General features: G+C 69.4%; 9 protein-coding genes. 5 read left to right on the forward strand and 4 right to left on the reverse strand.

From position 1 onward, the window contains the following. Positions 1 to 40 precede the first annotated feature (40 nt). Positions 41 to 235, forward strand: coding sequence for a hypothetical protein (locus J5226_RS20065; RefSeq protein WP_215836375.1), 195 nt, complete (start codon positions 41 to 43; stop codon positions 233 to 235). Between the two features lie 6 nt (positions 236 to 241). Further along, positions 242 to 589 (forward strand): hypothetical protein, encoded by a 348-nt coding sequence (locus tag J5226_RS20070; RefSeq protein WP_215836377.1) that lies wholly within the window; start codon positions 242 to 244, stop codon positions 587 to 589. Positions 590 to 599: 10 nt separating this feature from the next. On the opposite strand, the gene J5226_RS20075 is transcribed toward J5226_RS20070, so the two are convergent. After that, positions 600 to 1,289 (reverse strand): polysaccharide deacetylase family protein, encoded by a 690-nt coding sequence (locus J5226_RS20075; RefSeq protein ID WP_215836387.1) that lies wholly within the window; start codon positions 1,287 to 1,289, stop codon positions 600 to 602. Between the two features lie 6 nt (positions 1,290 to 1,295). After that, complete coding sequence (locus tag J5226_RS20080; protein ID WP_215836389.1) at positions 1,296 to 2,516, reverse strand: glycosyltransferase family 2 protein; 1,221 nt, start codon at positions 2,514 to 2,516, stop codon at positions 1,296 to 1,298. 430 nt (positions 2,517 to 2,946) lie between these two features. Here J5226_RS20080 and J5226_RS20085 point away from each other — a divergent pair, with 430 nt between their 5' ends. Next, complete coding sequence (locus tag J5226_RS20085) at positions 2,947 to 3,630, forward strand: methyltransferase domain-containing protein (protein WP_215836391.1); 684 nt, start codon at positions 2,947 to 2,949, stop codon at positions 3,628 to 3,630. Positions 3,631 to 3,640: 10 nt separating this feature from the next. Beyond that, the gene (locus J5226_RS20090; RefSeq protein WP_215836393.1) at positions 3,641 to 4,930 is read left to right on the forward strand and encodes a hypothetical protein; all 1,290 of its coding nucleotides are present in this window, start codon (positions 3,641 to 3,643) and stop codon (positions 4,928 to 4,930) included. A gap of 12 nt (positions 4,931 to 4,942) precedes the next feature. Here the strand turns inward: J5226_RS20090 and J5226_RS20095 are convergent, their stop codons facing one another. Further along, positions 4,943 to 7,243, reverse strand: coding sequence for a hypothetical protein (locus J5226_RS20095; protein ID WP_215836395.1), 2,301 nt, complete (start codon positions 7,241 to 7,243; stop codon positions 4,943 to 4,945). A 433-nt stretch (positions 7,244 to 7,676) separates the two neighbouring features. Beyond that, entirely contained in the window at positions 7,677 to 11,102 is a 3,426-nt protein-coding gene (locus J5226_RS20100) for a GH92 family glycosyl hydrolase (RefSeq protein ID WP_215836397.1), read from the reverse strand. 332 nt (positions 11,103 to 11,434) lie between these two features. Here J5226_RS20100 and pgaA point away from each other — a divergent pair, with 332 nt between their 5' ends. After that, the gene (gene pgaA / locus J5226_RS20105) at positions 11,435 to 13,537 is read left to right on the forward strand and encodes a poly-beta-1,6 N-acetyl-D-glucosamine export porin PgaA (protein WP_215836407.1); all 2,103 of its coding nucleotides are present in this window, start codon (positions 11,435 to 11,437) and stop codon (positions 13,535 to 13,537) included.

The raw sequence follows: 13,537 nt of genomic DNA on the forward strand, positions 1-13,537 counted from the left end.
ACAATGCTAGATTCGACCCGGACCTTTACGGACAGCGAGCATGCGCAGGCAAGCCGAACTTCCTGAATCCGACGACGCGGCCGAAGCGGCCGGCGCGACGCCCGCGTGGCCGCGCGAGCCGCTGAACCCGCAGCGCCTGCGCGACGCCGAAGTCGCCCAGGCCCAGGCCGCGCTCAAGCGCGAGCTGGTGCGGGTGTATGCCTTGTCGTGCGGGGCCAGCCGGTCCAAGGGGTAAGCCCGCATGGCCACGCGCACGGAACGCGCGAGCGAGCGCCGGGTGATGTGGCGCGATGCGGCGACCTCGCGGCTGATGTACCGGCTCAATATCGCCGGCGCCAGCGTTTACGGCGGGTTGAGCGTGTTTCTCTCGTCCACCTATGAGCTGTGGGGGCCCGACCTCCCTCTTGGCCACCTTGTTCCCGAAGCGGCGTCCGTCGTCGTCGCGATCTGGGGCGTGCTCGGCGCCCTGCTCTGCCTCACCGACCTGCGACTGCGCACGCGCGCCGACCGGATCGCGTCCTTGCTGCCGTTCGCGCTCGCCGCCTTGTCGGCCTGGATCTGCCAGCAACGCTATTGGCAGCAGCTGTGACCCGCGCCGCTCACGCCAACTCGCGCTGCGCCTCGCGTTCGCGCAGCAAATCCCCGACCCGCACGAAGCCGTAACCCTGCGCGCGCAGCGCCGGCACCAGCTCGCGCACGATCTCGACGATGCGCGGCCGCGGCCGGCCATGATCGTCGTCGCCGTCGTGCAGCAGCACGATCGCGCCGGGATGCGCCTGCGCCAGCACCGCGCCGCTCACGCAATCGACGTGTCCGGGCGCCTCGGGCTCCAGCCAATCGCAAGGATCGATCGACCACCCGGCGACCGTGTAGCCGTGCCGCGCCAGCAGATCGACCTGATCGGCGCGGATCTCGCCGAACGCCGGCCGGTACAGCCGCGCCGACAACGCATCGGCGCCGGCGCGGCGCAACTCGGCGGCGGCCGGCGCGACTTCGTCGTGCAGCAACGCCTCGGCCTGCAGGCCGCTGGCGTCGGCGTGGCTCATCGAATGGTTGGCCAGCTCGTGGCCGTCGGCGAGCATGCGCGCGCTCAGCCAGGGCACCGCGCGCAACAAACGGCCGATGCAGAAGAACGTCGCCGTCACCTGCAATTCCCGCAGCGTCGCCAGCAAGGCCGGCGTCGCCTGCCCCGGCCCGTCGTCGAAACTCAGCGCCACCGCACGATGGTGCGGCAAGCCGCGGCCGAGGTAGGCGCGCGGGCGTTGGGCGAGAAACGCGTGATAGTCCATGGCGCCTCAGCGGGTCATCCAGCTCTTGCGGCCGCCGCGCAGTTCGTCGAGCAGGCCGATCAGATTGGCCGGCAGCAACAGCACGTCGATGACCGTGTTGTAGACCGACACCAGCAGCAGGTCCAGCGGTCCGAGCTGCAGGCGTTCGCGCGCGTGCAGCACCGAAACGAAGTTGAGCGCGGCCATCAGCAGCCAGTTCAGCGCCGCCACCGCGAGCAGCGCGTGGCTGCGGTAGAGCAAGGCGCCCGCGGCCGCCAGCAACAGCGTCGGCACCAGCGCCGACTGCGCCCACAGCAGCCACCACGGCAGCATCTTCATCGTGCGCGGCCACGAGATCCGCCACGCCACCCGGAACGACTCCAGCCGTCCGCGCGCCCAGCGGCGGCGCTGGCGAAACAGGCCGCCCAAGGTGGTCGGACAGATCGTGTAAGCCACCGCGTCGGGCGCGTAAGCGATCGAATAGCCGTGCGCCAGCGCGCGCCAGGTCCAGGCGATGTCCTCGACCAGCCACTCGCCCCAACCGCCGAGTTCGCGGATCACATCGGTGCGGTGCAGCGAGAACGCGCCGGCGACGACGTTGACCGAGCCGAGCTTGCTCTGCACGTAACGGATCGCCGCCAGCGCGCCGATGTGTTCGTAGAACTGCAGACGATGCAGCCAGGATTGGTCGCGCCCGGCCGGCACGATCAGCCCGCAGGCGGCGGCGTGGCGCGGCGAGGAATACAGCGCTTCGACCGCGCTGCGCAGCGCGCCGGGCAGGATCACCGTGTCGCTGTCGATCACCGTGACCACTTCCGAACCCGACGACAGCCGCGGCAGCGCCGCGTCCAGCGCCAAGCCCTTGGCGCCGCCGTTGCGTTCGCGCGCGATCAGCTCGTAACGCTTGCCGTGCGCCTGCTCCAGCCAGCGCGCGACCGCTTCGGCGGTGGTATTGGTGGAGCCGTCGTCGACCAGCAGCACTTCCACCGGGCCGGGGTAATCGTTGCGTTCGATCGATTCCAGCGTGCTCAGCAGCGAGTCCTCGGGCTCGTTGTAGAACGGCACCAGGATCGACACGAACGGATAGCGCGCCAAGGCGCGCGGCGGCGGACGCCGCAGCCGCCGCCAGCACGCCCAGCCGATCAGGAACAGCAGGCAGGCCAGCAGGATCAGCGTGGAGAAGCCGACGACGCCGGTCAGCACGAATTGGCTGAGCGCGAACTGATCGGGAACGAACGAATCGAACATGAGGCGGCGCATCCGGCGAACGCGGGCGCGGCAACGCCGCGCGGATTCGCGCGTGCGCTGCGGCTCGCAGGGGTCTGATTGGCAGACCGGACGCGTCGATACGGACGGCCGCGAAGCGGCGCCCGCACGCCTGGTGCTGAAGCTTGCGGATGAAGCGGACGGAACGACTGCGGGGGAACGCTGGAATGCCGCGGAAGGACGCTCGCATCGGGCGCCGCGCGTGCGGCGATCGCTCCGATCGAACCTCCGACGCCGTCCGCGCGGCGCGAGCGCGATGCGTTGCCGCGCTTTCGCAACGAAGAATGAAAGCAGCGCACGATTTAATCTGTGACGGCGCCATGCAGTTCCGCGAACGCTGCGCGTCGCCGCTCGACACGCGTTCGCGCATGAGCGAAAAATCGACGCGCCCGTCCGCACTCGAGCCGCCGTCATGAATCCGACATTTTCTGCGTCCGCTTCTCCCGCGTTCCAGCCGCGCTTCGACATCGGCGCCAGCCGCATCGACTGCGGGCGCGAGCCGCATGTGGACACGCACCAAGGCGCCGACGAGCGCGCGACCTGGCCGCTGCTGGACTACTCCGATTGCGAACCGACCGAGGATCAGGCGGCGATCAACCGCTGGCTGCAGGGCGCCGCGCTCGACGGCCTCGACGTGCTGCACGTCGGCACCGGCAACTCCTCGGTCGCGCGCCTGCTCGACGGCCGCGCGCGCGTGGTCTCGGTCACCGTCGCCCGCGGCGAGTTCGAGCACGCCCAATCGCTGGGCCTGCGCGACTACCGCGTGCACCTGCTCAACAAGCACAGCCGCGACTTCGCCGAGCGCTTCGCCGCGTCCGGCTTCGACTGCGTGCTCGACAACAATCTGGCCAGCTTCGCTTGCTGCCAGCGCCATCTGGAACGCTACTTCGACGCGCTGGCGCGGCTGCTCAAGCCCGGCGGCTTCGTGCTGACCCACTGGCTCGGCATGCAATGGACCCTGGATGTCGGCGTGGACGACGTCGAGCCGGTGTGGCGGCTGGACGCGGCCAAGCTCGAAGCCATCGCCGCCGCGTTCGGCTTCCAGGTCCAGCGCGAAGGCGAGCTGTTCTTCCTGCGCCGCCCGGCGCGGACCTGAGCGCGCCGGCATGAGCGCGCGCCGCGGCGCGGCCGCGCGGCTGCTGCGGATCGGCCGGCGCGACCCGCGCGCGGCGTGGCTGTTGCTCGACAATCTGATCACCACCTTCGGCGCCGCGTTCACCTTGATCGCGCTGCCGTTCCTGGTCATGCGCCTGAGCGGGCGCGCGCTCGATCTCGGCGCGGTGGCGGCGATCGAAGCGCTGCCGAGCCTGATCTTGCTGTTCGGATTCCGCGGCGCGCTCGACCGCTTCGACCCGGCGCGGCTGCTGTGGTGGTGCCGCGCCTGCTATGTCGCGATCAACGCCGTTCTCGCCGTCGCCACCTGGACCGGCGCGATCGGCATCGGCCTGATCTACGCGATGGCGCTGATCGGCGGCTGCGTGTGGGCCTTGGCCTACCCCGCCGGCCGCGCGTGTTTCGGCCTGTACCTGCGTCGCGGACTGCTGGCGCCGGCCAACGCGGTGTTCGCGGTGGTGTCGGCGGCGGCGAATCTGGCGATGCCGATGTTGGCGGGCGGGTTGATCCTCGCTGCGTCGGGGCCGCATAGGCTGGCGGCCGCGTTCGCGGTCGATGCGGTGTGCGTCGCGCTGTCGCTGCCGCTGATCGCGGCCTTGCGCCGGCGCGGGCCGGTGCGCGGCGGCGATGCGGGCCGAACGCAAGCGACGAACGCCGACGAACGCTCGGCCGCGCGCGACATTCCGCGCAGCTATTACTTGTATCTGCTCGCCACGACGCTGCTCGCGGTCGGCCCGATCCAAATCCTGCTGCCGGTGCTGTTGGTGCAGCGCCACGATCCGCGCTATCTGGCGATCTACGCCGCGCAATTCGCCGGCATCGCCTTGGCTGCCACCATCGCGGCCCGGCGCGCGCCGACCGCGATGGCCGCGACGCTGCAAGGCATCGTGCTGTGCTGGCTCGCCGCCGCCTGCGGCTACGCCCTGCTCGCCTGGAGCGGCCGCGCCGATGCCGAACACGCCGCCTGGATCGCCGCCGCCCTCGCCTTCGGCCTGCTCGCCGGCGCCTCGAATCACTACGGCATCCGTTCGTTGTCGTGGCTGCAACGCAGCGCCGACGCGCGTCGGATGGGCCGCGAAATGACCTGGTTCTCCGCCGCCACCATGGGCGCGACGCCGCTGGCGACCTTGGCCGTGGGCGCGATGATCGACCGCCTGCGCTGGACCGGCGCGGCGCAGTGGCTGGCGCTGGCCTTGCTCGCGGCGGCGCTGCTCGCGGCGCCGCATCTGCTCTGGCTCAAACGCGCGCAGACTCCGGGCGCGATCGCGCCCGGAGCCGCCTGACACCGCCGCCGTTCAGCGCGGCGATTTATCGTCGAAGCCGTACATGAAGGTCGCCGGCTTGCCGGTGGTGTAGCCGTAGGAACCGAACGGATCGGCGATCGCATCGAGCGGGTTGCCGGTGCCGTCCCAGTTCGGCTGCCCCAGCGAGTACACGCTCGCGCCGACCGAGGACAACGCGCCCAAGGCCGCCGGCTCGTCGCCCGCCGCGCCGTAGTAGGTCACGAAGCTGCGCGTCTGCCCCGGCGCCAGCGCGCCGAAGCGGAAGTCGATGTGCGCGCCGCGGTCGCCCGGCCCCAGATCGGTGAACGGCCCCGAGGTGCCGCTGTTGGCCGCCAACGGATTGAACGAGTTGAAGCCGTTGTTGTTCCAGGCCAACACATAGCTCGAAGAGCCGGCCAGGGTGATGTACTCGTTGAAGGTATTCGGCGGCACGTCGTAATCGATGCCGCGCGTATAGCGCAGATCGTTGACGGTCTTGCTGCCGTTGTTCTGGATGCTCACGTCCACCCGGTACAGATACGGCGTGGTCGACGGCGTGAACTTATGGGTGACGCGGAAGGTGCCGCCGACATCGACCACCGACACCGCGGTCGACGGCGTGTAGGCGAACGACACCGGCGCCACGTTGTTGGTCCCGTAGCAGCGCGAGGTATCGCCGGTGATGCCCAGATCCGCGCTGGCCACGCCCCAACCCTCGCACGGCGAACCCGGCGAGGCCGCGTCGCCGTTGGTCGGCATGTAGCGCAGGCCCACCAGCGAACCGCCGTTGGTGCCGCTGGAACGGCTGATCGCCGGGCACTCGACGTTGAGATAACCGGTCTTGTGCACGCCGAGCTGGACGATGCCGTTGTTGATCACGCCCGGGCAGTTCTCCGGCGGATCGACCTCGCAGGCCAAGCCTTCGCCGCGCACCGCTTCGTTGGGCACATCGACGAAGTGGTACGGCTCGATCTTCATCGGCTGGCTTTCCAGCCCCTGCGGCTTGAACTGGACGATGGAGACCTTCGGCGTCCACGCCTTCTTGCACAGCGTCGCCAGCGCCGGATCGGTCTGCACCAGATACATGTCCTGCGGATCGCCGACGCCTTCGCGGTCGGTGAAGGTGCTGCCGGCGGCGACCACGCGGTCGTTGGACTTGCGGTCGATCGACACCAGCATCTCGCGCCCGCCGCCGAAGTAGTTGACCATCATCGGCAGATAGGGATCGAGCGCGCCGGGATTGGCCGCGAACACCGCGCCGAGTTCGGGCGTGCCGCGGGTGCCGGCGACGATCAGGCCGCCCGCGCCGCCGTCGATGTTGGCCGCCTCGACCACGTCGTAGGCACGGAACGGCTGGCCGTTGGGATCGGCCCACAGCGACTGCGCCAGCACGTTGCAGCTGCCCGCGGCGAAGCGGGTCAGGTAGGCGCGCACGTCGCCGCCGTCGACCTTCGAGTTCAAGCCGACCAGCACCGATTGCCCCGGATACTGCCGTCCGCGCAACGCGGTGACGCCGTGGAACAGCGCCTGCGACTGATCGGAGTTGTTGAGCGTGGCGCTGCACACCGGCGTGCCGTTGAAGTCGGTGCGGAACATCAGCGCGCTGCTGAGCCCGCTCGGCGACACCGAGTTGCCGGCGACCACCAGATCGGTCGGCGCGCCGCTCGCGGCGATGTTCTCGGTCAAGGCGCGGAAGCGCAGTTCCGGCCAACGCTCCAGGCCGTCGTACCACTGGTTCCACAAGGCGTTGCCGCCGGCGTCCAGGCGCGCGATGCGGCCCCACTTGCGTCGGCCGCCTTCGCCGATTTCCTCGCCGGCGACGATCAGGTCGAAGCGGCGGTCGCCCGCGCCTTCGATGATGTCGTAACCGGTGGCCTGCTGATCGCGCTTGCCGTTGTCCAGCAACGTCGCCCACACCGGCTTGCCGGCGCAGTCGATCTGCAGCACGTAGATGTAGTTGTCCGGGCCGAACTGCGCGCCGCCGGTGACGGCGAAGCCGCGGCCGGTGCTGAGCTCGACGATGGCCTGCCCGACCGACTGCTTGCTGTCGCCGATGCGGTAGGTGTTCTGCCACATCGCGCGCGCGTTGTTGTCGACGCGGGTGACCTGTACTTCCTTGAAATCGCCGCGGATGCGGGTGCCGACCAGGATCGAGCCCTGGCCGCCGCACACATTGACCGACTTCACGTCCTCGCCGAACTCTTCGCTGTCGGCCTCGCCGTAGTACGACTCGAAATTCTGGGCCTGCGCCAACGGCGCGGCGAGCAGCAGGCCTGCGGCCAGCAACGCGGCGTAGCGCCGCGAGCCGGAACCCTTGCGTCCCTTCCTGTCCATGTCAGCCTCGTTGCGGATCCAGTCCGCGCTGTGGCCGGCGCACCGTGACCGGCGTACCGGCGAAGTGGGCTTGCGGAAAACGCGCGAACCTTCGCGCGCTCCGACCTTAACGCGGCGCGCGGCGGCGGCGAAGGGCCGGCGCGGGCACGAAGCGGGACGCAATGGGAAGATTTCGCAACGCGCGCGGGCACGCGGCGCGACGTGGGTGGCGGATTGGGGTTAAAGCGCGCGGTGCGTCACGGGTTGCGAGGAGGCGTGAGTGGCGCCGGCGATTGCGTTGTCGCGGTCGCGGCTTGCGCCGCTCCTACAGGGAGCCCTTGCGCCATTCGCAGCGCTTGTGCCCGCCCGCGCTTCGCAAACCGCCTGGGCTACCTGTAGGAGCGGCGCAAGCCGCGACCGCGCCCCCGCAAACTCGCCGCGCCACCACGAGGCCTTACTTCGCCTCGCCCAGCAACTCGACCTCGGCCAACTCGATCCCGCCCGCCCCCTCGCCCACCAAACGCAACCGATAACGCGAAAACGCCTGCGGCGCCGCGATCGCGAACGCGCGCGTCTGCCGCCGCCACGGGAAATTCTGATCGCGCCGCTCGTCCAAGGTCGTCCACTGCTGCCCGTCGTTGGAGCCTTGCAGCGCCCACGCCGCGGCGTCGCCGGGCTTGTCGGACGAGGTCAGCGTATACATCCGCACCGTCGCCGCGCTCTTGAAGTTCCAGCTCAACAGCGGCATCGGCATGTTGAGCCGCGCCGAGGTGCCCGCGTCGTCGTCGAACAAGGCCGCGGTCTGCTTGTTGTTGAGCCCGGCGACGCTGGCGTTGTCGCGCCGCGCCAGATCGCGCAGCGGCGTCGGCGTTTCGCCGTCGGCGCTCAGCGATTCGGGCAAGGCCGCGGCCGCGCTGCCCCAGTTCGACGGGGTCGGGCCCATCTTGAATTCCAGCAGCGCGCCCTGCGCCAGACGCGCATGCGGCAAGGTCAGCCGCTCCCACGGTTCGCCGTCGATCTTCAGCGACTGCACGTAGCGATTGCGTGCGCTCACGCCCGGCGCGCGGATCTCCAGCCGCTTGCCGCCTTCCAGCGCGATGCTCATGCGCTCGAAGCGCGGCGCGCCGATCACGTACTCGGGCGAGCCCATCCGCAGCGGATAGAAACCGGCCGCGCCGAACAGCCACCACGCCGACATCTCGCCGTTGTCCTCGTCGCCCGGATAGCCCTGGCCGATCTCGCCGCCGGCGTACAAGCGATCCATGATGTCGCGCACCTTCTCCTGGATCCGCCACGGCTGCCCGGCCATCGCGTACATATAAGGAATATGGTGCGACGGCTGATTGCTGTGGCCGTACTGGCCCATGCGCACGTCGCGCGCTTCCAGCATCTCGTGGATCACGCCGCCGTAGCTGCCGGTCTCGAACGTGCCGGGCGTGGAAAAGAACAGGTCCAGCTTGTTGCCCAGCGCGATCCGCCCGCCGTACAGCGCCGCCAAACCGGCGCCGTCCTGCGGCGCGTGGAAGGCCATGTTCCAGGCGTTGGTCTCGGTGTAATCGCCGCCCCAGCGGGTCGGCTCGAACTCGGTTTCGGTCGAACGCCAGCGGCCGTCGCGATGGCGCCCCATGAAGAAGCCCAGGCGCGGATGGAACAGATTGACGTAGCCCAGCGCGCGGTTGCGGTAGTAGGCCGCATCGTCGGCGTAGCTGTCGCGGTAGGGATCGTCCGCGCCGGCCTCGCGCGACAGCGCGGTCGCCAGCGCGCCGATGGCGAAATCGTTGATGTAGCCGTCCATCGACCACGACAGCCCCTCGTCGGTGCTGTCGTCGGTGTAGCCGCGGAAAATCGCCCGCTCGATGCCCTTGCGCCCGGTGCCGGCCAAGGGGCTGGCGGTGGCCGCGTTGCGGATCGCGGACTGATAGAACCCGCGCACATCGAAGTTGCGCACGCCCTTGAGCCAGGCATCGGCGAAAGCGACATCCGAGCTGGTGCCGACCATCAGATCGGCATAGCCCGGCGACGACCAGCGCGCGATCCAGCCGCCATCGCGGTACTGCTGGACGAAGCCGTCGATCATCTCGCCGGCATGGGTCGGCGTCAGCAGCACATACGCCGGCCACGCCGTGCGGTAGGTGTCCCAGAAGCCGTTGTTGACGTAGACCCGGCCGTCGGCGATGCGCGCACCGCTGCGTTCGGCGCTGCTCTCGCCCTCGGGTTTCACGAACGGGCTGGCGTATTGCCAGCGCGGCTGCTGCGCGCTGCCGGTGTTCTCGCTGCCGTTGTTCGGATACAGGAACAATCGATAGAGATTGGAGTACAGCGTGGTGCGTTCGTGCTCCGGCGCGCCCTCGACCTGGACGATGCCCAACTGCGCGTCCCAGGCCGCGCGCGCGCGTTCGCGCACGCTGTCGAAGCTGTCGTCGGCGGCGATCTCCAAATCCAGATTGCGCTGCGCCTGCTCCAGCGAAATCAGCGACGTGGCGATGCGCATCGTCACCTGCCGCGAGCGGTCGCCGCTCAGATCGAAGCCGTACCACGCGCTGATCCGGTCGCGCCCGGCCGCGCGCGGCAGGCGCTCGCCCTCGACCACCGGCTTGTCGAAACGCGCATAGACATACAGCCGTCCGGCGCCGGCGGAGAGCTTGCTCTTGTTCTCGGTCCAACCGCTGAGCGTGCCGGCTTGCTGGTCCAGCACGATATCGCCGTGCTCGTCGCGCTGATCGAACAGCAGCCGCCCGCGCCCCTCGGGATAGGTGAAGCGCAGCATCGCGGCGTGATCGGTCGGGGTCATCTCGGCGACCATGCCGTTGTCGAAGCGCACCGCGTAGTAATCGGCGCGCGCGGTTTCCTGATCGTGGCCGAAGCTCAGCGCGCGCTTGCCGCGGTCGAGTTCGACCGCGCCTTCGCCCGGCGCCGGCAGGATATGGAACGCCTGGCGGTCGCCCATCCACGGGCTGGGCTCGTGCGACAGCGCCAGCGCCTCCAGGCGCGGCCGGTTGGCCTCGCCGTTGCGCTCTTGGTACTGATAGATCCAGTGCGAACCGGCGTTGGTGGTCGGCGTCCAGAAATTGAAGCCGTGCGGCAGCGCCACCGCGGGGAAATTGTTGCCGCGCGAGAAGCGCGCGTTGGAATTGCTGCCGCGGCGGGTGTCGACGAACTCGCTGGGATGCTTGGCCGCGAGCTTGCCGAGTTCCTTGTCCTTGCGCAGCGGCGCCGGCTCGATCCGCACATCGTCCAGATAACCGCCATAGGCCGCGCCCGCCGCGCCATCGTGCACCAGCACGATCTTGCGCACGCGCTTGCCCGCGGCGAGATCGCCGATGCGGCTGCTCACCGCGTTCCATTGATCCGGATACAGCAAGCGCGCCTCGCCCTGGCCGCGCGCGGTCAGCGCGAAGCCGTAGCGGTCGGCCGGCTTGAGTTGCGACAGGCGGGTGCCGTCGTCGAATTCCAGGTCGATCGCGACGAAGGTCGAGGCGTAACGCAGATCGTCGAGCTGGCTCGCCTTGGCATCGAGTTGCCGCGCCGACAGCGGAAACAGGCGATACGACAGCTCGCTGTCCTTGGCCACCGGCAGATCGACCTCGAACACCTGCGCGCGCTGCTCGCCGCCGCCTTGGCCGTCGTAACGCAACGAGTGCAGACCGGTGAAGCCGGCCTCGGGCTTGGCGGTCAGCGCGGCCGCGGCGGGCGGGCCACCGGCCGGGCGCAGGCGCGGAACGCCGCCGGCGAGCAGCGCCGGGGCCGGCTCGGCCGGCTCGAACGAACTCCAGAACACCCGGCTCTTGGCCTGCGCCGGCGCGCCCAGAGCCAGCGCCAAGGCCGCGGCCAAGGCCGTTACGGTCGCGTCCGCGCGGCGGCGGCCTCGGTTTACCGACATGTCTGCTGCTCCCTTGCCCCGGACCCGGGTCCGATTCGCGCCGCACGGTTCAGCCCGTACAGCCTGTCCCCAACGACGCCGATCGACGCCGTCCCTGCTTGCTTCGCACCGATTTGAATCGATCTAAAAGCGCCTTGTCAAACCGCGGCGCAGCACGCTAGACGCCCTCTTCACCGCACAAAAATACAATCAAAACAACGGCTTGAATTACAAGAATCAGTTGCCGTCCGCGGCCACTTGGCACATCTTTTGCGTCCACACCTTAAAATGTGACTCTTCTCACATTTTTATCGATCCCGAAGCGTCCCCCGGCCCAACGGAACCCGGTGCCCATGCCTATACAGCGTCCCCTCGCCCTCGCCGCCGCCCTCGCGGCGGTGATCGCAACCTGCCCCACAACGTCAGTTTTTGCCGCACCGCGGCAAAATTCCGATCCCGCGCCCGCCGATCCCCTGCCCGAGATCGAGCGCCTGCGTGAACAGCGCCAATGGCTGCCCGCCCTGGCGCGGATCGAAGCCGCCCAGGCCGCGCGCCCCGGCGACGACCGCCTGTACCGCCTGCAAGTGCTGACCTTGGCGGACCTCGGCGGCGCCGAGCGCGCGTGGTCGCTGGCCCAGGCCAAGCCGCAGCTGTTCAACGCCGACGAGCATCAGCGCCTGAACGCCGACCGCTTCGCCCGCCGGGTGCTGTGGGGCACCGCCTACCCGCAAAGCGAAGCGCTGCGTCTGGAAGAAATGCAGCGCACCCGCGAGCTGCTCGCGCAGAACCGCGCCGCGCAGACGCCGCAGCAGCAACAGGCCGACCTGCGCACGCGCTTCGACGAACTGGTGATGCTCAACCACCTGGAGCGCCACGCCGACGTGGTCGAGCGCTACCGCGAACTCAAGGCGCAGAACATCGAGATCCCGATGTACGCGCTGGCCAAGGTCGGCGCCTCGCTGCTCGCCGCCAAGCATCCCGAAGAAGCCGCGACCGTGCTGGAAACCGTCGTCCAGCAATGGCCCGAGGACGAAGACTCGCAACTGCAGCTGGCCTACGCCTACTCGGAAAGCGAACGCTTCGACGACGCCGATAAACAGCTGGAAAAGATCAAGCAAGCGCAGCCCGCGTTCGTGCGCGTGCCCGGCGCCAAGGAAAGCCACCAGAACCTGCGCCACTACGACGCCGACAGCCAGCAAGCGATGATCCGCCTGTACGGCGAGGACACCGTCGGCGCGCAGCAGCGCCTGGAACAGATGGCGACGATCGGCCCGAACAACCCGGGCCTGCAGTCGGACCTCGGCGTGCTTTACCAAAAGCGCGGCTGGACCGACCGCGCGCTGGAACGCTTCCGCATGGCGCAGACGATGGAGCCCGACAACGTCTCCGCGCGCGTCGGCCAAGTCGGCGGCCTGCTCGAACACCAACGCGTCGACCTCGCCCGCCCGATCCACGACCAACTGCTCGAACGCCGCGCGCGCGACGTGCAGGTCGAACAGATGGGACGCTCCTGGGACAGCCGCCTGGGTTGGCAATGGCAGGTCTCCACCGCGTTCGGCCGCAGCGATTCCGACTCCGACCGCGGCGCCACCGCCTCGCCGCTGGGCTCGCGCGACGCCACTCATAAGGTCGAAGTCGCCAGCCCCTTGATCGGCGATCGCTGGCGCTTGACCGCGCACGCGCAAGACGCCTGGGCCGATTACGACAACGGCGACGGCGGCAAGGACCGCGTCCACGACCGCCGCGCCGGCGTCGGCGCGCTCTACGCCTACGACCGCCTCACCCTCGGCTTCGGCGTCGACCGCAGCAACGACCGCTGGCTGCCCAGCGGCGACCGCACCGGCTATTACGTCGACGCCGGCTGGCGCTTCAGCGACGTGCTGCAAGGCACCGCCTCGTGGTACGCGACCACGCCCGACGCCTCGCTGCAAGCGCGCCGCAGCGGCCTGCACGCCGACGCGCTAAGCCTGGGCTTGCGCTGGACCCCGAGCGAACGCAGCTCGCTCGCCGCCACCGCCCAACAACTGCGCTACAGCGACGACAACACCCGCACCGCGTTCGGCCTCAGCGGCGTGCAACGCCTCTACACCCGCCCGCACCTGCTGATCGACGGACTCGCCGACGTGTTCGCCAGCCGCGCCAGCCGCACCGGCGCCGACATTCCTTACTTCAATCCCAGCCGCGACGGCTCGCTCAACCTCGGCCTGCGCATCGACCACCTCGCCTGGCGCCGCTACGAGCGCCACTTCCGCCAACGCCTGACCGTGCAGGCTGGGCCGTACTGGCAGGAACACTTCGGCAGCCACTGGGTGCCGCAAATCCGCTACGAACACGAATGGCGCTTCGGCACCGGCCGGGTGCTGGATTACGGCGTGAACTGGTCGCGCCCGGTCTACGACGGCATCCGCGAAGACCGACTGGGATTCGACCTGAGCTTCCGCTGGGGAGAGCAATGA

The organism is Lysobacter sp. K5869, assembly GCF_018847975.1.
Taxonomy (GTDB): domain Bacteria; phylum Pseudomonadota; class Gammaproteobacteria; order Xanthomonadales; family Xanthomonadaceae; genus Lysobacter.